Annotated in this window: 16 protein-coding genes; 14 read left to right on the top strand and 2 right to left on the bottom strand. The window is 73.5% G+C overall.

Annotated elements, in window-relative coordinates; genetic code table 11:
• The first annotated feature begins 131 nt into the window (after nucleotides 1-131).
• The 3 genes from ABZW14_RS31685 (at nucleotide 132) to ABZW14_RS31675 (ending at nucleotide 6,026) form a co-directional block, all read left to right on the top strand.
• Nucleotides 132-1,688: an alkaline phosphatase D family protein gene (locus ABZW14_RS31685; RefSeq protein WP_355354004.1), complete on the top strand. Its 1,557-nt coding sequence runs from the start codon at nucleotides 132-134 to the stop codon at nucleotides 1,686-1,688.
• Between the two features lie 372 nt (nucleotides 1,689-2,060).
• The gene (gene ileS, locus ABZW14_RS31680) at nucleotides 2,061-5,207 is read left to right on the top strand and encodes an isoleucine--tRNA ligase (protein ID WP_355354002.1); all 3,147 of its coding nucleotides are present in this window, start codon (nucleotides 2,061-2,063) and stop codon (nucleotides 5,205-5,207) included.
• Nucleotides 5,208-5,336: 129 nt separating this feature from the next.
• Nucleotides 5,337-6,026: a lysophospholipid acyltransferase family protein gene (locus ABZW14_RS31675; RefSeq protein WP_355353999.1), complete on the top strand. Its 690-nt coding sequence runs from the start codon at nucleotides 5,337-5,339 to the stop codon at nucleotides 6,024-6,026.
• Between the two features lie 4 nt (nucleotides 6,027-6,030).
• Here ABZW14_RS31675 and ABZW14_RS31670 read toward each other — a convergent pair whose 3' ends face one another.
• Both ABZW14_RS31670 and ABZW14_RS31665 read right to left on the bottom strand, forming a co-directional pair.
• Nucleotides 6,031-7,500, bottom strand: coding sequence for a cryptochrome/photolyase family protein (locus tag ABZW14_RS31670; RefSeq protein ID WP_355353996.1), 1,470 nt, complete (start codon nucleotides 7,498-7,500; stop codon nucleotides 6,031-6,033).
• Nucleotides 7,501-7,588: 88 nt separating this feature from the next.
• Nucleotides 7,589-9,190, bottom strand: coding sequence for a hypothetical protein (locus tag ABZW14_RS31665; RefSeq protein WP_355353993.1), 1,602 nt, complete (start codon nucleotides 9,188-9,190; stop codon nucleotides 7,589-7,591).
• A gap of 219 nt (nucleotides 9,191-9,409) precedes the next feature.
• On the opposite strand from ABZW14_RS31665, the gene ABZW14_RS31660 reads away from it, so the two are divergent.
• The 11 genes from ABZW14_RS31660 to ABZW14_RS31610 all read left to right on the top strand — a co-directional run bounded on the left by ABZW14_RS31660 (nucleotide 9,410) and on the right by ABZW14_RS31610 (nucleotide 22,442).
• Entirely contained in the window at nucleotides 9,410-11,395 is a 1,986-nt protein-coding gene (locus ABZW14_RS31660) for a TIGR03960 family B12-binding radical SAM protein (protein WP_355353990.1), read from the top strand.
• A 179-nt stretch (nucleotides 11,396-11,574) separates the two neighbouring features.
• Nucleotides 11,575-12,015, top strand: a complete 441-nt coding sequence (locus tag ABZW14_RS31655; protein WP_262282015.1) for a hypothetical protein — start codon at nucleotides 11,575-11,577, stop codon at nucleotides 12,013-12,015.
• A gap of 14 nt (nucleotides 12,016-12,029) precedes the next feature.
• A complete protein-coding gene (locus ABZW14_RS31650) occupies nucleotides 12,030-13,469 on the top strand; it encodes a hypothetical protein (protein ID WP_355353987.1) in 1,440 nt (479 codons plus the stop codon).
• 10 nt (nucleotides 13,470-13,479) lie between these two features.
• Nucleotides 13,480-14,844 (top strand): type VII secretion-associated serine protease mycosin, encoded by a 1,365-nt coding sequence (gene mycP, locus ABZW14_RS31645; protein ID WP_355353984.1) that lies wholly within the window; start codon nucleotides 13,480-13,482, stop codon nucleotides 14,842-14,844.
• A gap of 245 nt (nucleotides 14,845-15,089) precedes the next feature.
• Nucleotides 15,090-15,809, top strand: a complete 720-nt coding sequence (locus ABZW14_RS31640) for a TIGR03936 family radical SAM-associated protein (protein WP_355354030.1) — start codon at nucleotides 15,090-15,092, stop codon at nucleotides 15,807-15,809.
• A 132-nt stretch (nucleotides 15,810-15,941) separates the two neighbouring features.
• Complete coding sequence (locus tag ABZW14_RS31635) at nucleotides 15,942-19,013, top strand: Rne/Rng family ribonuclease (RefSeq protein ID WP_355353981.1); 3,072 nt, start codon at nucleotides 15,942-15,944, stop codon at nucleotides 19,011-19,013.
• 117 nt (nucleotides 19,014-19,130) lie between these two features.
• Nucleotides 19,131-19,604: a hypothetical protein gene (locus ABZW14_RS31630; protein ID WP_355353978.1), complete on the top strand. Its 474-nt coding sequence runs from the start codon at nucleotides 19,131-19,133 to the stop codon at nucleotides 19,602-19,604.
• Between the two features lie 187 nt (nucleotides 19,605-19,791).
• Nucleotides 19,792-20,106 carry a 50S ribosomal protein L21 gene (gene rplU, locus ABZW14_RS31625; protein ID WP_018787289.1) on the top strand — a complete coding sequence of 105 codons (315 nt, stop codon included), beginning with the start codon at nucleotides 19,792-19,794 and terminating at the stop codon, nucleotides 20,104-20,106.
• A gap of 11 nt (nucleotides 20,107-20,117) precedes the next feature.
• Nucleotides 20,118-20,372 carry a 50S ribosomal protein L27 gene (rpmA, locus tag ABZW14_RS31620; RefSeq protein WP_013288010.1) on the top strand — a complete coding sequence of 85 codons (255 nt, stop codon included), beginning with the start codon at nucleotides 20,118-20,120 and terminating at the stop codon, nucleotides 20,370-20,372.
• Nucleotides 20,373-20,461: 89 nt separating this feature from the next.
• Nucleotides 20,462-21,922, top strand: a complete 1,461-nt coding sequence (obgE, locus tag ABZW14_RS31615) for a GTPase ObgE (RefSeq protein ID WP_355353975.1) — start codon at nucleotides 20,462-20,464, stop codon at nucleotides 21,920-21,922.
• 70 nt (nucleotides 21,923-21,992) lie between these two features.
• A complete protein-coding gene (locus ABZW14_RS31610; RefSeq protein ID WP_355353972.1) occupies nucleotides 21,993-22,442 on the top strand; it encodes a GNAT family N-acetyltransferase in 450 nt (149 codons plus the stop codon).
• Nucleotides 22,443-22,447 lie beyond the last annotated feature (5 nt).

Below are 22,447 nucleotides of genomic sequence, written 5' to 3'. Positions count from 1 at the left end.
GGTGTGACGGTGGTCATGGGGAACGGTGCCGGGTTCGACAGCCGTCGTTGGGGTGCGCGTCACCTCGCTCGGCACCCCCGGTCACGTCCGCCCGGTAGACCGGCCTGGCGACTTTCGAACCGGGAGGATCCATGACGCAACTCGATCGACGTACGCTGCTCCGCGCCAGCCTGGTCGCCGGCGCCGGTGTCGCCGGCGGCGCGCTGCTCGGCGCGCCCGGCGCGCTGGCCGCCCCCGCCTGGCGGCCGGCCGGGCGGCCGCTGCTCACCCACGGCGTGCAGAGCGGCGACGTGACCGCCGACTCGGCGCTGGTCTGGACCCGGGCGGACCGGCCCGGCCGGATGCTGGTGGAGCTGAGCCGCCGGCCCGACCTGCGCGGGGCGCGTGTGGTGCGGGGCCCGGTGCTCGATCCGACGGGCGACTTCACCGGCCGGGTCCGGCTGCGCGGCCTGCCGGCGGGCGAGCGGCTGTACTACCGGGTCCGGGTGGAGAGCCTGGACCGGCCCGGCCTGGCCAGCGAGCCGCTGGCCGGCTCGTTCGCCACGGCCCCCGGGCGGCACCAGCGCCGGGACGTGCGCTTCGTCTGGACCGGGGACATCGTCGGGCAGGGCTGGGGTATCAGCCCCGACTTCGACGGCCTGGCCATCTTCCGGTCGATGCGCGAGCGCCGCCCCGACTTCTTCCTGTGCAGCGGCGACACCGTCTACGCCGACGGCCCGCTCACCGAGAGCGTCACGCTGCCCGACGGGCGGATCTGGCGCAACCTGGTCACGCCGGAGAAGAGCAAGGTGGCCGAGACTCTGGCCGAGTACCGCGGGCAGTTCGCGTACAACCTGCTGGACGAGCACCTGCGGGCGTTCGCCGCCGAGGTGCCCCAGGTCAACCAGTGGGACGACCACGAGGTGCTGAACAACTGGTACCCGGGGGAGATCCTCGACGACGCCCGGTACACCGAGCGGCGGGTGGACGTGCTCGCCGCCCGGGCCCGCCAGGCGTTCCACGAGTGGGTGCCGGCCCCCGCGGACGGGCCGCTCCACCGCAAGCTGTCGTACGGGCCGCTGCTGGACGTGTTCGTCCTCGACATGCGCACCTACAAGGACCCGAACGACGGCAACACGTACGCCGACCCGCACCGGGGCCTGCTGGGGCAGGAGCAGCGGGAGTGGCTGATCCGCGAGCTGACCCGGTCCCGGGCGACCTGGAAGGTCATCGCCAACGACCTGCCGATCGGCGTGGTGGTCCCGGACGGTCCCACGGCCCAGGAAGGCGTCGCGCAGGGCGACCCGGGCGCGCCCGCGGGCCGGGAGCTGGAGTTCGCCGAGGTGCTCCGGGCCACCCACCGGGCCGGCGTGACGGGCCTGGTCTTCCTCACGGCCGACGTGCACTACAGCGCCGCCCTCCACTACGACCCGGCCCGCGCGGCGGTCGGCGACTTCAGCCCGTTCTGGGAGTTCGTCTCCGGCCCGGCGCACGCCGGCGCGTTCGGCCCGAACGCCCTGGACGGCACCTTCGGCCCGCAGGCCGTCTTCGTGCACGCCCCGCCCCGCGCCAACACTTCCCCGGCCGAGGGCTTCCAGCACTTCGGCGAGGTCACGATCGACGGGGAGTCGGCCGCGCTGACGGTCCACCTCCGCGACCGCGCCGGCACCGCTCTCTGGACCACCACCCTCCCGGCCCCCACCCACTGACCCGGACCCGCTGATTCGATCATGAGGTTGGCGGCGATGACGATCTCGGATGTCGCCGTCAACCTCATGATCGCCGGGGTGGGGTGATAGTCGGGGGCGGGACGGGGGGTGGGTCGAGTACGCTTGTGGGCACACAGGCGACGACCCGGCCATCACCGGTGAGCCTCCGGAAGAACGGCCGGGTGACCGGCTCAGTAGAACCGGACGGGACCGGCCCGTCACAGCCGGCCAACGAGCGGGCGGTCGCACCATCGGCCGCCAAGCGGGGTGGTACCGCGGGCCCAGCCCCGGGCGCCGGCACGGCGTACCGGGAACGGGTTCGTCCTCGCAGACCCACACGGACATGTGAGCTGCTGAGGAGAGCGACCCCCGATGGCCTATCCGTTGCACGACCCGACCGCCGGCGGCGTCCCGGCGAGCCCGGACCTGCCCGCGGTCGAGCGCCGGGTCCTGGAGCACTGGACGGCCGACAAGACCTTCGAGGCGTCCGTGGAGGCCCGCCCCGCCGGGGAGGACGGGAAGAACGAGTTCGTCTTCTACGACGGCCCGCCCTTCGCCAACGGCCTGCCGCACTACGGCCACCTCTTCACCGGGTACGTCAAGGACGTGGTGCCCCGCTACCAGACCATGCGCGGCCGCCACGTCGAGCGCCGGTTCGGCTGGGACTGCCACGGCCTGCCGGCCGAGGTGGTGGCCGAGAAGCAGCTCGGCATCACCACCAAGGCCGAGATCCTCGACCTCGGCGTGGCCCGGTTCAACGAGGCCTGCCGCACCTCGGTGCTGGAGTTCACCCAGGACTGGGAGCGGTACGTCACCCGGCAGGCCCGCTGGGTCGACTTCGCCAACGACTACAAGACGCTCGACCTGGACTACATGGAAAGCGTCATGTGGGCCTTCCGGACCCTGCACGACAAGGGTCTGGTCTACGAGGGCTTCCGGGTGCTGGCGTACTGCTGGCGGTGCGAGACCCCGCTGTCGAACACCGAGACCCGGATGGACGACGTCTACAAGGACCGGCACGACCCGACGCTGACCGTCTGGTTCGAGCTGACCGCCGACGACGCGGCCCCCGAGCCGGTGCGCGGCCCGGTGCGGCTCGGCGTCTGGACCACCACGCCGTGGACCCTGCCGTCGAACCTGGCGCTCGCCGTCGGCCCCGACATCGAGTACGCGGTGCTGGAGCGCGACGGCGGCCGCTACCTGGTCGGCGCCGCGCGGCTCGGCGCGTACGCCAAGGAGCTGGAGGGCTACGAGCAGGTCGGCACCGTGTACGGCCGGGACCTGGTCGGGCGCCGCTACACCCCGCTCTACGACTTCCTCGTCGAGCAGGCCGGCGAGAACGCCTACCAGGTGCTCGGCGCGGACTTCGTCACCACCGAGGACGGCACCGGGATCGTCCACCTGGCACCGGCCTTCGGTGAGGACGACCAGAACACCTGCAACGCGGCCGGCATCCCGACCATCGTCACCGTGGACGACCACACCCGGTTCACCGGGCTGGTCCCGCCGTATCAGGGCGAGCAGGTCTTCGACGTGAACAAGCCGGTGATCCGGGAGCTGAAGGAGCGGGGGGTGGTGCTCCGGCAGGACACCTACACCCACTCCTACCCGCACTGCTGGCGCTGCGACACCCCGCTGGTCTACAAGGCGGTGTCCTCCTGGTTCGTCGCCGTGACCCGGTTCAAGGACCGGATGGTCGAGCTCAACCAGCAGATCAACTGGACGCCCGGGCACATCAAGGACGGCTCGTTCGGCAAGTGGCTGGCCAACGCCCGGGACTGGTCGATCAGCCGGAACCGGTTCTGGGGCTCGCCGATCCCGGTGTGGAAGTCCGACGACCCGAACTACCCGCGGGTCGACGTGTACGGCTCGCTGGCCGACCTGGAGCGGGACTTCGGCGTACGCCTGACCGACCTGCACCGGCCGGCGGTGGACGACCTGGTCCGGCCCAACCCGGACGACCCGACGGGCAAGTCGATGATGCGCCGGGTGCCCGAGGTGCTGGACTGCTGGTTCGAGTCCGGCTCGATGCCGTTCGCCCAGGTGCACTACCCGTTCGAGAACCGCGAGTGGTTCGAGCACCACTATCCGGGCGACTTCATCGTCGAGTACATCGGACAGACGCGTGGCTGGTTCTACACCATGCACGTGCTGGCCACGGCGCTGTTCGACCGGCCGGCGTTCCGCAACTGCCTGAGCCACGGCATCCTGCTCGGCTCCGACGGGCGCAAGATGTCCAAGAGCCTGCGCAACTACCCGGACGTCTACCACGTCTTCGACGCGTACGGGTCGGACGCGATGCGCTGGATGCTGATGTCCTCGCCGGTGCTGCGCGGCGGCGACATGGCGGTCACCGAGACGCTCATCCGGGACGCGGTGCGTCAGGTGCTGCTGCCGCTCTGGAACGTCTGGTACTTCTTCTCGCTCTACGCCAACGCCGACTCCTACACGGCGAAGCGCCGCACCGACTCGACGCACCTGCTCGACCGGTACGTGCTGGCGAAGACGAACGAGCTGGTGTCGACGGTCCAGGGGCAGCTCGACGCGTACGACATCTCGGGCGCGTGCGCCAGCGTGCGGTCCTACCTGGACGCGCTGACCAACTGGTACGTGCGCCGGTCGCGGGACCGGTTCTGGGCGGGCGACGCCGACGCGTTCGACACGCTCTGGACCGTGCTGGAGACGCTCTGCCGGGTGGTGGCGCCGCTGGCGCCGCTGACCGCCGAGGAGATCTGGCGCGGGCTCACCGGCGAGCGGTCGGTGCACCTGACCGACTTCCCGTCGGCTGAGGAGTTCCCGGCCGACCACGAGCTGGTCGCCGCCATGGACAACGTGCGGGCGGTCGCCTCGGCGGCGCTGTCGCTGCGCAAGGCCAAGGGCCTGCGGGTGCGGCTGCCGCTGTCGAAGCTGACCGTGGCCTCCCCGGTCGCGGCCCAGCTGCGGCCCTTCGCCGACCTGGTCGCCGACGAGGTCAACGTGAAGGCGGTGGAGTTCACCGACGCGGTGTCGGCGTACTGCCAGCAGGTGCTGACCGTGGTGCCCCGGGCGCTCGGCCCGCGGGTCGGCAAGGCGGTCCAGCAGGTGATCAAGGCGGTCAAGGCCGGGGAGTGGGAGCTTCAGGACGGCGCCCCGGTCGCCGCCGGCATCACCCTGGCCGAGGGCGAGTACGAGCTGCGCCTGGTCGCCGCCGACGCCGAGCACTCCGCGCCGCTGCCCGGCGGCGAGGGCGTGGTCGTGCTGGACACCGAGGTAACCCCGGAGCTGGCCGCCGAGGGGCTGGCCCGGGACGTGGTCCGGGTGGTGCAGCAGGCCCGCCGGGACGCCGACCTGGACGTCTCGGACCGGATCGTGGTGGCCGTCTCCGCCTCGGAGGAGGTGCGCGCGGCGGTCGCCGCGTACACCGACTTCGTGGCCCGGGAGGTGCTGGCCGACACGGTCGACTTCGCCGAGGGCGTCGCCGGCTTCGCCGGCGAGGTCGGCGAGGGCGAGCGGGTGACGGTGGCCGTCCGGCGGGTATGACGTCGGGGCAGGTCCGGCGGCGTCCGCGCCGCCGGACCACCCCGCGGACGCCTGACCACCCGATCCGCCCGATGCGGACCCGTCCGCTACCGTGACAGCGCCTGTTCACGTACGACCGCCGGAGGACCCGTGCCCCTGCTCTACACCATCGGCAAGCTCACCGTGGCGCCCACGCTGCGGTTGGCCTTCCGTCCGCACGTGGAGGGGTTGGAGCACATCCCGGCGACCGGCGGCGCGATCTTCGCGGGCAACCATCTCTCCGTCGCCGACGAGCTGCTGCTCGGCACCGTGGTGCCCCGGCACCTGGCCTTCTGGGCGAAGTCGGAGTACTTCAAGGGCACCGGCGTGAAGGGCGCCTTCTCCAAGTTCGTGCTGACCGGGCTGGGGGCCATCCCGGTCGAGCGGGCCGGCGGGCGGGCCGCGCTGTCCGCGTTCGACGCCGCCATCCCGGTGCTCAAGGCCGGCGACCTGGTGGCCGTCTACCCGGAGGGCACGCGCTCGCCGGACGGCCGGCTCTACCGGGGGCGGACCGGGGCGGCCCGGCTGGCGGTGGCGGCCGGCGTGCCGATCATCCCGGTGGGCGTGACCGGCACCGACAAGGCGCAGCCCATCGGCACGCGGGTGCCCCGGCCCGGCCGGGCGCAGATCACCATCCGGTTCGGCAAGCCGCTGGACTTCACCGGCCGGTCGGACGATCGCACGTCGCTGCGGGAGATGACCGACGAGATGATGGCCGAGATCCAGAAGCTCACCGGCCAGGAGTACGTGCCGCGCTACGCCCCCAAGCGCGCCGAGCCCCCGGCCGACCCGGCCGCCTGAGGCGTCACGGCGGGTCGCTGCCGCGCCGCCGCTCCTGGGCGAGCACCGCGTCCAGGTCGCCGAGGCGCGCCAGCTGCTTCATGGCCCGCGCCATCCGTGCGTTCGCCGGGATCCGCCCGCGGTTGTCGGCCAGGAACGCCCAGTAGCCGGCGGTGAACGGGCAGGCGTCCTCGCCGACCCGCCGGCGTGGGTCGTACCGGCAGCCGCCGCAGTAGTCGCTCATCCGGTTGATGTACGCGCCGCCGGCCACGTACGGCTTGGTGGTCATCCGGCCCAGGTCGGCGTACTGGCTCATGCCGATCACGTTGCCGGTCATCACCCACTCGTGACCGTCCACGAACCGGGTGTGGAACCACTCGACCAGCTCGGACGGGCGCCAGCCGCGCTGGAGGGCGTAGTTGCCGAGCACCATGAGCCGCGGGATGTGGTGCACCCAGCCCCGGTCCCGGACGCCAGTCAGCACGTCCTCGAGGCAGCGCGCCTCGACCGCGCGCGTGTCGAGGTCGCGCCACCAGTCCGGCAGGGAACGGCGGGCGCCCAGCTCGTTGCTGTCCCGCCAGCCCCTCCCGAAGTACCAGTAGGTGTGCCAGATGTAGTCCCGCCAGCCCATCACCTGCCGGACGAAGCCCTCCGCCGCGGCCAGCGGCGCCTCCTGCCGCCGGTACGCCCGCTCGGCGCCACGGACCGCCGCCATCGGGTCCAGCAGGCCCAGGTTGAACGAGGACGACAGCGCGCTGTGCGCCAGCCACGGGTCGGTGGAGAGCATCGCGTCCTCGTACCGGCCGAACGCGGTGAGCCGGTGCCGGAGGAAGTGCGACAGCCGGGACCGGGCCTCGCCAGTGGTGGCCGGGAACCGGCGCGGCCCGTCCCGCCCGGCGAACCGGATGCCCTCCCCCTCCCAGCGGTCCAGGTCGGCCCGGACCTCCGCGTCGATGTCGTCCTCCTTCGGCAGCGGCGGTGCCGGGATGCCGAGCCGCCCGTCCTTCGGCGGCGGCTCGCGGTTCTCGGTGTCGAAGCTCCACCGGCCGCCGGCCGGCTCGCGGCCGTCCAGCAGCACCCCGTGGTGCTCCCGGGCGAACCGGTAGAACGCCTCCATCCGCAGGGCGCCGCGCCGGCCGTCGGCCCAGTCGGCGAAGTCCGTCAGGCTGGTCACGTAGCCCCGGGCCGGCAGCACGGTGACCCCGTCCAGGCTCCGGACGAACTCCAGCGCCCGCCGCGAGGTGGGGTGACACACCTCCAGCGGCTCACCAACCTGCTTCAGCGCCTGCCCGTACGTCTCGCCGCGTAGGAAGATCGCCTGGTCGCCCAGCTCGGCGGCGCGGTGCCGGAGCGCGGAGAGGACCAGGTGGGCCTTCTGCCGGTGGTAGACGCGCCGCCGGAAGACCGCCTTGGACTCGATGAGGAGAACCGGCTGCGTCCGCTCGTCGAGGAAGTGCGGCCCCAGCTGGTCAGCGAAGAGCCAACGCCGCGACATGTCCTGATTGTCACCCCTCGGGCCGATCCGGCCCGGAAGCAAGGCGGAACCTTTACGTGTTCGATACGTTGCGAACGGTGACGGTTGCTCAGGACTGCTGGGGGGTCACCACCTGCTGGCGCAGGTCGTCCAGCAGCCGGCCGCTGTCCTCGACGGACAGTCGGGTGAAGACGCCGGTGGCCAGGCTGCCGTGGTCGACCGAGGTGCACACCACCACCGTGTCGCCGTCGGACCGGCCCACCGCGCAGCGCTCGTACCGGCCCCGGACACCGGTCTCCACCGGCACCGACGGCTTGAGCGTGTACCGGTCGGTGAGGCGGTCCAGCTCGGCCTGCGCGTCCGACTCGGGGCTCAGCCGGAACCCCGTCCCGCCGAACAGCGTCACCCGCTTGCCGTCGTTCGTCGTGTAGATGCCGGCGAAGGTGTCCTCGGCGAGCAGGTGCGCCTGGCGTACCTGCTGCTTCAGCTCCGCGGCGGCGGCCTGACTGCCCTCGTCCTGGCGCAGCCGCAGCGAGCCGAGCTGTTCGGGCAGGCTCGCCGTCGCCGGGTACTGGGCGGACAGCGGCTGGGCCCACCAGAGCGGCACGCCGCAGCAGCAGGCGACGCTCAGCAACAGCACCCAGGGCCAGCGGCGCCGGCGGCGGACCGGCACGGCCACGTACCCCTTGGGCGGCCCCCACCCGGGCGGCGCGGTCACCGGCGGCGAGGTCTTCTTCGCGCGGCGCTGCTTCGGCGGCGCGGGCGGCGGGACCGGCCGGGCCGCCGGTGGGTTCGGAACGACCGCAGGCGGCGCGGCGGCGACCGGCGGGGCGGGGTGGGGCGGGGTGTGCGCCGGCGGCGGGTGCGGCACCGGATAGGGCGCCGTGTAGGGGAGCGTCGGCGGCAGCGCCGGGAAGTCGGCGGAGTGCAGGTCCCACCCGGTGGTGTCCACGCCCGCCCACGGGTCGACCGGGACCTGGTGCTCCGGCGAGTCGACCGGCGGCACCGGGGTGGGTTCGGCCGACTCGCCCCAGGCGCGCTTGCGCGGCGTCGGGGGCGGGACCGCGGCGGACCCGCTCCAGCGCGGCGCGGGCGGGCTCTCGGCGTGGTCATCGACCCGGGTGGGGTCCGGCCGCTGTTCCACCCGGGTGGGGTCCGGTCGCTGGGCCACGGGGGCGGCGTCGGGGCGGGGGACGACTCGGGCGGAGCCGGCGGCGCGTGCCGGGCCGGGCACCGCGGCGGAACCACGGGCGGGACCCGCCGGTGAGACCGGGGTGGAGTCGGGGTCCGCGGGGTGGGGCCGGGCCGCGGTGTCGGCCTCCGGCGCCGCCTGGGCGTCGGGTGCGGCCGGTTGGACTCGGTCGGCCCGCGCCGCAGGTTCCGGCTGCGCTGTCTCTGCGGCGTGCGGGGTGGGCTCGCTCTGCGCGACGGCTTCCGCCTGCGCGGCGGTGTCGGCCGGCGGGATGGGCTCGCCCTCCGAGACGGCCGCACCTGGTGCGGGCGGCTGCGGGTCGGGTGCGGCGGGCCGGGCCTCGGCATCCGGCGCGCCGGACTCCGGCGCGGACTCCGGCTCCGGCGGGGTGGGGAGCGCGGCGTCGGCCTGCGGCGGACCGTCGGCAGGCAATCCGGCGATCACCGGATCCCCGTTCCGCCCGGCGGCCGGGGTGCCCCCGTCGGCCGGCCGGTCCGCCCCCGGCTGCGGCTGCGACATCGCGGCAATCTCCTCTCGCGCCCGTAGCGAGGTTAGTACCGCCCCGCCACCCCCGACGAATTCCCAGCACCGCCCCACGCCGCCCTCGTCCCGCCCCGCTCGTCGATCAAGAGGTTTGTGTCGGGATCGGCCCGGATCCCGACGCGAAATTCTTGATCAACGCGGCTGGGGGTGCAGGTGAGGATGGGGGTGGCGGAGGACCGCGTACGCTTGGGCATCATGAGTGCCCCGTCGACGACGCCGCGCCCGGTCGCGGCCAATTCCGTGTGGCCCCGCCTGGAGCCGCTGCTGCCGCAGGTGACCAAGCCCATCCAGTACGTGGGTGGCGAGCTGGGTGCGGTGGTCAAGGACTGGGACGCGGCGACCGTGCGCTGGGCGCTGATGTACCCGGACGCGTACGAGGTGGGCCTGCCCAACCAAGGCGTGCAGATCCTCTACGAGGTGCTCAACGAGCTGCCCGACGTGCTGGCCGAGCGGACGTACGCGGTCTGGCCCGACCTGGAGAAGCTGATGCGCGCCCACGGCGTGCCGCAGTTCACCGTCGACGCCCACCGCGCGGTGCGCGACTTCGACGTGTTCGGCGTCTCCTTCTCCACCGAGCTGGGCTACACCAACCTGCTCACCGCGATCGACCTGGCCGGCATCCCGCTGCTCGCGGCCGACCGCACCGAGGCCGACCCGGTGATCGTGGCCGGCGGGCACGCCGCGTTCAACCCGGAGCCGATCGCCGACTTCGTCGACGCCGCCGTGCTCGGCGACGGCGAGGAGGCGGTGCTGGAGATCACCGCGATCGTCCGGGACTGGAAGGCCGAGGGCTGCCCGGGCGGCCGGGACGAGCTGCTGCTGCGGCTGGCCCGCACCGAGAGCATCTACGTGCCGCGCTTCTACGACGTGGACTACCTGCCCGACGGCCGGATCCAGCGGGTCGTGCCGAACCGCCCCGACGTGCCGTTCCGGGTGCACAAGCGCACGACGATGGACCTGGACGCCTGGCCGTACCCGAAGAAGCCCCTCGTGCCGCTGGCCGAGACGGTCCACGAGCGCTACGCGGTGGAAATCTTCCGCGGGTGCACCCGCGGCTGCCGGTTCTGCCAGGCCGGGATGATCACCCGGCCGGTGCGGGAGCGCTCGATCACCACCGTCGGCCAGATGGTGCAGCAGGGGCTGGAGTTCTCCGGCTTCCACGAGGTGGGCCTGCTGTCGCTGTCGTCGGCCGACCACTCCGAGATCGGCGACATGTGCTCCGGCCTCGCGCAGCAGTACGAGGGCACCAACGTGTCGCTCTCGCTGCCGTCGACGCGGGTGGACGCCTTCAACATCGACCTGGCGCAGGAGCTGTCCCGCAACGGCCGGCGGACCGGCCTGACCTTCGCCCCCGAGGGCGGGTCGGAGCGGATCCGCAAGGTCATCAACAAGATGGTGTCGAAGGAAGACCTGATCCGCACCGTGGTGACCGCGTACACCAACGGCTGGCGGCAGGTGAAGCTTTACTTCATGTGCGGGCTGCCCACCGAGACCGACGAGGACGTCCTCGAGATCGCGGACATGGCCCACGAGGTCATCCGGGCCGGCCGGGCGGCGACCGGGTCGAAGGACATCCGCTGCACCGTCTCGATCGGTGGCTTCGTGCCGAAGCCGCACACCCCGTTCCAGTGGGCCGCCATGGAGCGCCCGGAGGTCATCGACGGCCGGCTGAAGCTGCTCAAGCAGGCCATCAACAGCGACCGCTCGCTGGGCCGGGCGATCGGCTTCCGCTACCACGACGGCGAACCGTCGCTGATCGAGGGCCTGCTGTCCCGGGGCGATCGCCGGGTCGGCGCGGTGATCCGCAAGGTCTGGGAGGACGGCGGCCGGTTCGACGGCTGGAGCGAGCACTTCTCCTACCGGCGCTGGGTGGACGCGGCGGCCGAGGTGCTGCCGTCCTTCGGGGTGGACCTGGACTGGTTCACCACCCGGGAGCGTGACGAGCTGGAGGTCCTGCCCTGGGACCACCTCGACTCGGGCCTGGACAAGGACTGGCTCTGGCAGGACTGGCAGGACTCGCTGGCCGAGTACGAGCAGGACGACTGCCGCTGGACGCCCTGCTTCGACTGCGGCGTCTGCCCGTCCATGGACACCGAGATCCAGATCGGCCCGACCGGCCGGAAGCTGCTGCCGCTGACCCCGGTGAACGGGCTGAAGCTGCCCACCGGCGCCCAGCAGTAACACCGCGACGCGCACCGGAGCGCGGGATCCCCACGGGGGTCCCGCGCTCCGTCACATTCCGGGACTCCGCACCCGTCGATGTCCCGTCACCCGGGGTGGGGGTGCCCCGACTGGCCGTCGCTCGATACGCTGCGTCCGTATTGGACCGGCCGGGGGCCGGCAGCGGGGAGGGCAGCAGCATGGGTGACATCAGGCCGCCGGACACCGGCGATCTGCACGTCAGCGTCGAGGACCTGGACGCCGCGGCGGACTACGTCGAGCGCCTCAAGCAGTATGTCGACGACACCATCAGCTACGAGATGGAACGCATCAAGGAGCGGATGAAGGGCGACAGCAACAACGCGCAGACGGTGCCCAACGGCACGCCGTTCGGCGCGTACGAGGACGCCCGGATGCAGTGGCAGGCGCTGACGAAGTCGACGGCGAACATGGAGGGCCACCTCAAGGCGCTCTCCACGAAGCTCGCCACCCTGAAGCAGGGCACCGAGGACATCGCCAAGGCGTTCCGCGACACGGAGGCCCGCAACGCCGCCAACGGCAAGGAAATCGAGCGGATGCTGGAGTCCGCCGCTCCGCCGCCGGCGACGGGCGAGCAGCCCACCTACCCGTACACGGCCTGAGGGGGGAGAAGGTCATGGCTGGAGGAACCTGGGAGCGGTGTGTCCGCGAGGTCACGCTGTCGGCGGATCCGGAGACGGTCGGCTCGGTCGGGGTGGGATGGAGCAACCTCTCCACCGGCCTGGGCTACCTGCGGGACGCGCTCGTCGGCCGGTCCTTCGTGGGCCCGATCGCGCCCGGCCAGGAGCGCCCGCACAGCGGTGGCCTCCCCGGTCTGCTCAGCGGCTGGAAGGGCAGTGGCGGCGACGCGTACCGCGAGCACCTGGGCGACATCGGCAAGGAGATCGAGGAGCTCATCACCCACGCCAGCAACGTCAGCGGGGCGCTGTCGCGGATCGAGGGTGACATCCGCAAATCGGTGGCGAGCATCCCGATCCCGCTCATGGACGACTTCGGTTGGAACGAGTGGAGCCTGCCCAACGGCACCGAACTCGACGACGCCCGCGACGGCGAGAGCGCGTCGGGTTTCCTGGCCGCGCTGCGGAAGGACTACCAGAGCAACCCGGCCTCGTACGCCGACGGCGCGTTCCGCGACAAGGCCGACGACCTCGAGGCGACCATGAAGGTCGACGGCAACGCCGAGGATCACAAGCGCGGCGGCTGGTGGGACACCAAGTCGCACCTGGACAACTGGTACCGCGACAACCAGCAGGCGGCCAACTCGGCCATGTCGCCGCTGCCCGCCGCGGTGGAGACGGAGCGGCCCAAGCTGATCGTGCCGAACCCGAAGACCGACATCGACGACTACCGTCCCGATGACCGGAAGCCGCCGGTCGGCCTGCCGGACGGCGGTGGCGGTGGCGGCGGCGCCGGGGGTGGGGGCGGCGGTTTCGGCGGAGGCGGGCCCTCCCTCGGCAGCACCGGCATCGGCGGTGGGGGCTCCTTCGGCGGTGGCGGCGGGTCGTTCACGCCTCCGCCCACCACGGGCGGCCCGGACTTCGGCGGCGGCGGGGGCAGCGGCGGCGGCGCCGGCACCTACACCCCGCCGTCCACGGGCGCGGGCTACCCGGGCACCGGGACCGGCGACCACGACTACGGCAGCGGCCTCGCGGGCGCCGGCACGCCGACCCTCGGCGGTGGCTACGGCGGCACCGGCGGTCTCGGTGGCAGCGTCAACTCCGGGGGGCTCGGCGGCGGCTTCGGGGGCGGCGGCGCCGGCCTCGGCTCGGCCGGCGGCATCGGTGGCGGCGGGATCGGCGCGGCCGGCGGGATCGGCATGGGCGGCATCCCCGGCATGGTCGGTGGCGGCAACGGCAAGGTGCCCCCGATGACCAGCGCGGCCAGCGCACTGCGCAACGCGGCCGGCGCGGGCGCGGGCGGCGCGCGCGGCGGCATGATGGGCGGGCACGGCGGCGCCGGGCACGGCGGCGCCGGCAGCGAGCACTCGTCGTGGTTGACTGAGGACGACGACCCGTGGGGCAGCGGTGACGCCGCGTCGCCGGGCATCCTGCGCTGAGGACGGACGGATGAGGTTGCACGTGGGCGCGCTCCGGCCGGTCGCGGCCGGCCTGCTGGCCGGGCTCATGGTCCTGGGGGCCGTCCAACCGGCGGTCGCCGCGCCGCGGCGGGCCGAGCAGTGGTACCTGGACGAGCTGCGCATCGACCAGGCGCACAAGCTGTCCACCGGGCGCGGGGTCACCGTCGCCGTGGTGGACAGCGGTGTCGACGCCACCCACCCGGAGTTGGCCGGCCAGGTGCTTCCCGGCGGTCGCAGCTACGGCGCGTCCGGAGACGGACGCTCCGACGCGGACGGTCACGGCACCCATATGGCCGGCATCATCGCGGCGCGCGACGCCGGTCCGGACGGGGTGACCGGCATCGCGCCCGGCGTGCGGATCCTGCCGATCAAGACGAAGCCCGGCGACGGGGACGTCAGCGACGCGGCGTCGGCCCAGGGCATCCGGATGGCCGTGGACGGCGGCGCCAAGGTCATCAACCTGTCCTACGGCGCCATGGGCGTGGCCTCCGACGACGAGCAGGCCGCGATCAAGTACGCCCTGGAACGGGACGTGGTGGTGGTGGCCGGTGCCGGCAACACCGCCAAGGGGCACACTGAGGTGATCAACCCGGCCAACGTTCCCGGGGTGATCGCGGTGACCGGCACCACCCGGGGCGGGCGTTTCTGGTCCGGCTCCGCGCAGGGGCCGGAGGCCGTGGTGGCCGCCCCCGCCGACAGCATCTACAACGCCGGCCCGGACCACGGCTACGGCTGGGGCGACGGCACCTCCGACGCCACGGCGATCGTCTCCGGCATCGCGGCGCTGATCCGCGCGAAGTATCCGGATCTCTCCGCGCCCAACGTGATCAACCGGATCATCCGCACCGCCCGGGACGCGGGCCCGCCCGGTCGCGACCCGCAGTACGGGTTCGGCCGGATCGATCCGGTGGCGGCGCTGACCGCCAGGGTGCCGGCGGTCTCGGCGAACCCGCTGCTGGGCGCGGCCCCGGCCGGCTCGGCTCCGCCGCAGGCGGCCGAGGACGACGACTTCGACGTCACCGAGTACGGCGACCGGGGCGGCCCCACCGACCAGCAGGTGATGGTCATCGGCATCGGCATCGCCGCGGTGTTGCTGGTGCTGGTGGCGCTGGTGGTCTTCCTGATCTGGAACCGGCGCCGCTACCGCCGCGAGGCGGGCCGGGCCGCCGCCGTCCCCGACGACCGGCTCGACCGGAGCGCCGGGGCCGGCTACGGCACGCCACCCGTCCCGGCCGGCTACCACGCCCCGCCGGGCGGCCAGGTCCCGCCGGGCGCGAACCCGTACGCTCCGCCGCCCGGCCACGTTCCGCCGCCGCCGGGGACGTACCCGCCACCGGGCGGCAACCGGTCCTGACCCGTGGTGGCCGGCCGGGCGACCTGCGCGTCGCCGGCCGGCCACCGTCGTCTCCCGGCGGGCCGGACAGCCCCTCGCTGACCGGTTCCGGCCGGTTCGTCCGGCCGCTTCCGCCGCCCCGGCTGCGGGCCGTACCGGCCGCTGCGCCAGGATGGGACCGACACGCAGGCACAGCCGAGGAGTTCACGATCGCCAGAAAGCCTCAACCCGAGGGCGGCCAGGCGCCGGTCGTCCAGCGGGTCCGGATCCGGTACGCCAAGCGTGGACCTCTGCGGTTCACCTCGCACCGGGACTTCGCCCGGGCCTTCGAGCGCGCGTTGCGCCGGGCCGGCGTACCGATCGCCTTCTCCCAGGGTTTCACCCCGCACCCGAAGATCTCGTACGCCTCCGCGGCGCCGACCGGCGTGGCCAGCGAGGCGGAGTACCTGGAGATCGGCCTGCGCGAGCCGGTCGAGCCGGCGCAGCTGCGCGCGGCCCTGGACGCCGCCCTGTCGCCCGGGCTCGACGTGCTGGACGCCGTGGAGGCCACCGGCGGCAGCCTGGCCGACCGGATCGAGGCCTCCCGGTGGCGGATCGAGCTGCCCGAGGTCGACCCGGCCGTGCTGGAGCAGGCCGTGAGCGCGTTCACCGCCGCCGAGGAGATCCAGGTCGAGCGGATGACCAAGCAGGGGCGGCGCACGTTCGACGCCCGCGCCGCCGTCATGTCGATCGATGCGCTGCCGCCGTCCGAGACGCCTTCCGGGGCGACGGCCGTACCGTGTGCGATACTCGAACTGGTCGTGCGGCAGGTCACCCCCTCCGTACGACCCGATGACGTCCTTTCCGGCCTCCGCGTGGTGGCCGACCTGGAGCCGCCGGTCTCCCCGAGGGTGATCCGGCTGGCGCAGGGCACGCTGACCGCGCAGGGCGAGATCGTCGATCCGTTGGACGCGGATCGCGACGGGGCAGCCATCGGAGAACGCTGACCGGACGGTCAGCGTTCTGGCAGGCAGACTTCGGCGGTCGCGCACCTGCGCGCCCGGCGGAAACACCTTTTGCGGCGACCCTGCGTGGCAGCGCTCACCCGCGCCCGGGGCAGCCAGAACTGGAGAACGTCCATGCTCGAGAACGAGCCCGAGGGCGGCGAACGGACCGGCGCAGAGCCGGCCGAGGCAACCGCCGCCAGCAGCACCGACAGCACCGCCGAGGTCAAGCCGCCGGCCCGTAAGCGGGCCAGCCGCCGCAAGGCGGCGCCGCTGAACCAGCCGGAGCAGACCGACGCGCCCGTCGAGGCGTCGACCGCGGCGACGGGGAGCGGCGAGTCGCCGCAGGCCGAGGTGTTCGCCCCGGTCGCCGGGGAGTTGGAGGCCGCGCCGAAGACCCGGCGGCGGCGCAAGGCGACCCCCGCCAAGGCGGCCGAGGAACCGGTGGCCGCGGCCGGCGTGGAGGCCGCCTCCGACGAGGTGGTGCCGCCGGTCAAGGTGACCCGCACCCGCCGCCGCAAGAGCACCCCGCCGCCCGTCGAGGTCGCCACGGAGGAGTCGCTGGGCGAGGAGCCCGCCGAGACCGCCGGACCGGCGGTCGAGCCGCACGCGATCGCCGAGCCGCAGGCCGACACCGAACCGCCCGCCGCTCCGGAGCCGTCCACCGCCCCGGAGCCCTCGGCGTCCGCCGAGGGCGAGCCGGAGGACGAGGACGCCGTCGGCGAGGACGCCGAGGACGAGCCGACCCCCGGCGAGCGGCGCGCCGACGAGGCCGTCCTGGCCCGCGCCGGCGGTCCGGAGGACCGGACCGGTGAGGTGTCGCCGGGCGCCGCCGTGCCGGGTCCCGCCGAGGAGCCGGCCGAGGAGCCCGCGCCCACCGGCCGTCGCCGCCGGGCCGCGCTCTCCGCGCCGACCGTCCTGTTCATGCCTCCCCAGCCCGAGGAGGCCCCGGTCGTCCGGGTCACCTACCCGCCCGCCGAGGAGCCGGTCGAGGAGCCGGCGGAGACCGGCCGGCGTCGCCGGCGCGGTCGCCGCGAGGCCGAGCCGGTGGAGGTGGAGGTCGAGGAGGAGCCGACCACGGAGGCCGAGGAGGTCGCCGAGGCGGAGGAGGACGAGGACGAGGCGGCCAACCGGCGCCGTCGTCGCCGCGGCCGCCGGGGCCGGGGCCGTGGCCGGGGCGTCGAGGAGGCCGAGGACGAGGAGGCCGAGGAGGCCGTCCGCGCCGAGTCCGCCGAGGCGGAGGCCGAGGAGAGCGAGGACGAGGAGGAGGAGGCCGAGGGCGAGGGGATGACCCGTCGTCGCCGTCGGCGCCGCCGCCGGGGCGCTGGTGAGGCGGAGACCGCCGCCGAGGACGGCGTACCCACCGTCGTCAAGATCCGCGAGCCGCGCAAGGCCGTCGACGAGGTGCAGGGCGTCTCCGGCTCGACCCGCCTGGAGGCCAAGCGCCAGCGCCGCCGGGACGGCCGGGAGCAGCGGCGTACCCGCCCGCCGATCCTCAGCGAGTCGGAGTTCCTGGCCCGGCGGGAGGCGGTCGACCGGGTGATGGCGGTCCGCCAGCGGGGCGACCGGACCCAGATCGCGGTCCTCGAGGACGGCGTGCTGGTCGAGCACTACGTGACCCGCAACTCGTCCGGCACCATGGCCGGCAACGTCTACCTGGGCAAGGTGCAGAACGTCCTGCCCAGCATGGAGGCGGCCTTCGTCGACATCGGGCGCGGCCGCAACGCCGTGCTCTACGCCGGCGAGGTCAACTGGGACACCACCGGCCTGGAGGGCCGGGCCCGCTCGATCGAGCAGGCGCTCCGGTCCGGCGACTCGGTGCTGGTGCAGGTCACCAAGGACCCGATCGGGCACAAGGGCGCCCGGCTGACCAGCCACATCGCGCTCTCCGGCCGGCACCTGGTCTACGTGCCGAACGGCAACGCCTCGGGCATCAGCCGGAAGCTGCCGGACACCGAGCGCAAGCGGCTGCGGGACATCCTCAAGAAGCTGGTGCCGGACGGTGCCGGGGTGATCGTCCGGACGGCCGCCGAGGGCGCCAGCGAGGACGAGCTGGCCCGGGATGTCAAGCGGCTCCAGGCGCAGTGGGAGGAGATCCAGGCCAAGGCGGCCGAGGGCGGCGCCCCGGTGCTGCTCTACGAGGAGCCCGACCTGGTCATCCGGGTGGTCCGGGACCTGTTCAACGAGGACTTCCGCGAGCTGGTCATCGAGGGCGAGTCGGCGTACGACCTGGTCGAGTCCTACCTGTCGCACGTCTCGCCGGACCTGGTGGCCCGGCTGCGCCGGCACGCCGGCACCACCGACGTCTTCGCCGAGTACCGGATCGACGAGCAGATCCTCAAGGGCCTGGACCGGAAGGTCTTCCTCCCCTCCGGCGGCTCGCTGGTGATCGACCGCACCGAGGCGATGACCGTCATCGACGTCAACACCGGCAAGTACACCGGCTCCGGGGGCAACCTGGAGGAGACGGTCACCCGTAACAACCTGGAGGCGGCCGAGGAGATCGTGCGTCAGCTCCGGCTGCGCGACCTCGGCGGCATCGTGGTGATCGACTTCATCGACATGGTGCTGGAGTCGAACCGGGAGCTGGTGCTGCGCCGGCTCACCGAGTGCCTCGGCCGGGACCGCACCAAGCACCAGGTCACCGAGATCACCTCGCTCGGCCTGGTGCAGATGACCCGCAAGCGGATCGGCGCGGGCCTGCTGGAGGCGTTCAGCGAGACCTGCGAGTGCTGCAAGGGCCGGGGCGTCATCATCCACACCGAGCCGGTGCCGGAGAAGCCGCGCGGCGGCGCGGGGGAGAAGGTCAAGGCCGTGGCCTCGGCCGTCACCAGCCCCGCCACCGAGGAGAAGGGCCGGCGCCGGGGCCGCAAGGGCGCCGCGGAGAAGCCCGCCGCGGAGGCCGCGGAGAAGCCTGCCGCGGAGGCCGCGGAGCAGCCCGCACCGGCCGCGCCGGAGAAGGCCGTCGCCGAGGTGGTCGACACCACGGACGACTACTACGACACCCAGGGCTACGACCTGTCCCGGTACGAGGCGGACACTGCGGCCGCCCCGGCGGTGGCGGACAGCCAGCAGGGCGACTCGGCCCGGCTGGCCGCCGCGGACGACCCGGACGCCATCGGCGACGGGGACGAGGAGGGCGCCGAGAGCGGCACCGCCCGCCGGCGTTCCCGGCGCGGCGGCGCCCGGCGGCGTACCCGGCCGTGAGCCGCTGACCTGCACGGCGTTTGACAGGGCCCCTGCACCGGCAACAGAGTCCGGGGCAGGGGCCCTGCCGTCTCCGTCGACCCCCGGTCGGGACGGCCGGCCCCGGAGGGAGGAGACATGCGTCGGGTGTTCGCGGTCACCGCGCTGACCGGGGTGCTGCTGGCCGGCGCGGGCTGCGCCGACCGGGGCGAGGACCCCTTCGCGGTGGGCTTCGCCTCACCGGCCCCACCGCCCACCGCCACCACCCCGGCCCCGACCGTCACCGGCGATCCGGGTGTCTGCGCCCGCGCCAAACAGGCCGGCTCCGCAGCCGTGCAGACGTACGTGTTCAAGCTGGCCGAGATGCTGCGCGCCACCGGCCGCGGCGACCGCAAGACCGCGGACGCCGCCCGGAAGGACGCGGAGACGGCCCTAGCCGGCTGGCGGGACGCGCTGCGGGAGCAGTCCGGGCAGGCGAGCGACCCGCGGCTGCGTACGCTGCTGGCGGACCTCGCCGCCGAGGTGGGCGGGCTCGGCACCGACGTGCAGGCGATCGACGAGACGGAGTTCGACCGGCTCCAGGGCCGGCTCGACGAGCTCTGTCCGGCCTGACCGGCGGCCCGGTTTGGGTGGCGGGCCGGGTATGGCGTACGCTTGCCTGCGGCGCACTTTGGTGTGCCGAGTTCCCGCGTGCCCGCGCCGCCGGTGTCACGGCTCCCGGCGAGACGCCGTGGGAACGACCGACCGGTAACGGTGGGTAAAGACGCTAGCAGCCTCAACGACAGGGAGTCCGCCTCCGATGTACGCGATCGTCAAGACCGGCGGCAAGCAGTACAAGGTCGCCGAGGGCGACGTGATCGAGGTCGAGAAGCTCGCCGGTGCCCCCGGCGACGCGGTGAAGCTCACCGCGGTGCTCCTCGTCGACGGTGACGACCTGGTGACCGACGCGGCGAAGCTTGCCAAGGTCGCGGTGTCCGGCGAGATCGCCGCGCACACCAAGGGCCCGAAGATCCGGATCCACAAGTTCAAGAACAAGACCGGCTACCACAAGCGCCAGGGTCACCGCCAGCCGCTGACCCAGGTCAAGGTGACCGGCATCTCCAGCGGGAAGTAGGTCGTCCTCCAATGGCTCACAAAAAGGGTGCGTCCAGCTCGCGTAACGGTCGCGACTCCGCGGCCCAGCGGCTCGGCGTGAAGCGCTTCGGTGGTCAGGTCGTCAGCGCGGGTGAGATCCTCATCCGTCAGCGTGGCACCAAGTTCCACCCCGGTGACCTGGTCGGCCGTGGCGGCGACGACACGCTGTTCGCGCTGGCCGCCGGCTCGGTCCAGTTCGGCACCAAGCGCGGTCGCAAGACCGTCAGCATCGTGCCGCAGCAGTAATTCGCAGGCGTTGCGGGCCGTGGACCTCGGGTCCCGGCCCGCTTCGCTTTTTCAGATGCGGGGCGGTGTCCCGCTGGAAGGATCGCATCGTGACGACGTTCGTTGACCGGGTCGTCCTGCACATGCAGGCCGGCGACGGCGGGCACGGCTGTGTCTCCATCCACCGGGAGAAGTTCAAGCCCTTCGGCGGGCCCGACGGGGGCAACGGCGGGCACGGCGGCAGCGTCTCGTTGGTCGTCGACCCGCAGGTGACCACGCTGCTCGACTTCCACTTCCGGCCGCACATGAAGGCCGAGAACGGCAAGGGCGGTGCCGGCTCGAACCGGGACGGCGCCAACGGGCACGACCTGGTCATCAAGGTGCCGAACGGCACCGTGGTGCAGACCCTCGACGGCGAGGTGCTGGCCGACCTGGTCGGCGTCGGCACCACGTTCGAGGCGGCCCGGGGCGGCCGCGGCGGCCGGGGCAACGCCTCGCTGGCCAACGCCCGGCGCAAGGCCCCCGGCTTCGCCGAGCTGGGTGAGCCCGGCGACCGGCTCGACGTGGTGCTCGAGCTGAAGAGCGTCGCCGACGTCGGCCTGGTGGGCTTCCCCTCCGCCGGCAAGTCGTCGCTGATCTCGGTGATCTCCGCGGCCAAGCCGAAGATCGCCGACTACCCGTTCACCACGCTCGTGCCCAACCTGGGTGTCGTCCGGGTGGACAACCACACCTTCACGGTCGCCGACGTGCCGGGGCTCATCCCGGGCGCGGCCACCGGCAAGGGCCTGGGCCTGGAGTTCCTCCGCCACGTCGAGCGGTGCGCCGTGCTGGTGCACGTGGTCGACACGGCGACGCTGGAGCCGGGCCGGGACCCGCTGGCCGACATCGACGCCATCGAGTCGGAGCTGACCCAGTACGGCGGTCTGGCCGACCGCCCCCGCCTGGTGGCGCTCAACAAGATCGACGTGCCGGACGGGCGGGACCTCGCCGACATCGTCCGGCCCGACCTGGAGGCCCGCGGCTTCCGGGTGTTCGACGTCTCCACCGCGACCCGGGAGGGGCTGCGGGAGCTGACGTACGCGATGGCCGAGCTGGTCGACCAGTCCCGCCGCGCCGCGCCGCCGGCCGAGCCGACCCGGATCGTGATCCGCCCCAAGGCGGTCGACGACACCGGCTTCACCATCCAGGCCGAGGAGGACGGGTCCTTCACGGTCGTGGGCAACCGCCCGGAGCGCTGGGTCAAGCAGACGAACTTCGACAACGACGAGGCCGTGGGCTACCTGGCCGACCGGCTGGCCCGCCTCGGCGTGGAGGAGAAGCTGGCCAAGGCCGGCGCGCAGGCGGGCGACCTGGTCCGGATCGGCGACCGGGAGTTCGACTGGCAGCCGACCCTCTACGCCGGGGTCGACTTCGTTCCCGGCAACCGGGGTACCGACGTCCGGCTGGAGGACAAGTCGACCCGCGCCTCCGCCGCGGAGCGGCTGGCCGCCCGCAAGGCGCGCCGGGTGCGCCGGGAGGACGAGGTGGAGGCCGCCCCGCAGGACGACGCCGACGACGAGGACTGGGATTAGTTCCGCTCCGTCCGTGTTCGGGACGTTGGCCGGAAACCTCCGTGAAATCCGGTCGACCTACCGTGGCGGGATGCTGATCGAATCCCGTCCCGCCACCGATCCCGAGATCGCCGCCCTGGTCACCGCCCAGCAGCGCGAGCTGCGCGAGGCCGACGGCGGCCTGGACGGGCAGGTGACGGTCACCCACGACGACATCCACTACCTGGCGGTGGTCGAGGGTGGCCGGGCGGTCGCCTGCGGCGGCCTCCAGGCCCTCGACGCCGGCACCGGCGAGCTGAAGCGGATGTACGTCCGGCCGGCGTACCGGGGGCGGGGGATCGCCCGGCAGCTGCTGGCCGCCCTGGAGGAGCTGGCCTTCCGGCAGGGGCACACCACCGTGTGCCTGGAGACCGGCACCTACCTCCCCGCCGCCGTCGGCCTCTACCGGTCCTGCGGCTACCAGCCGATCCCGGTCTACGGCGAGTACGTCGACAACCCGTACAGCGTGTGCTTCGCCAAGCGGCTCCCGGTCGCCGCCTGAGGCGG

Source organism: Micromonospora sp. NPDC004551, from assembly GCF_040609975.1.
GTDB lineage: Bacteria > Actinomycetota > Actinomycetes > Mycobacteriales > Micromonosporaceae > Micromonospora.
The sequence above is the reverse complement of the archived record's forward strand: the minus strand, read 5'-3'. Positions and strand labels throughout refer to the sequence as shown.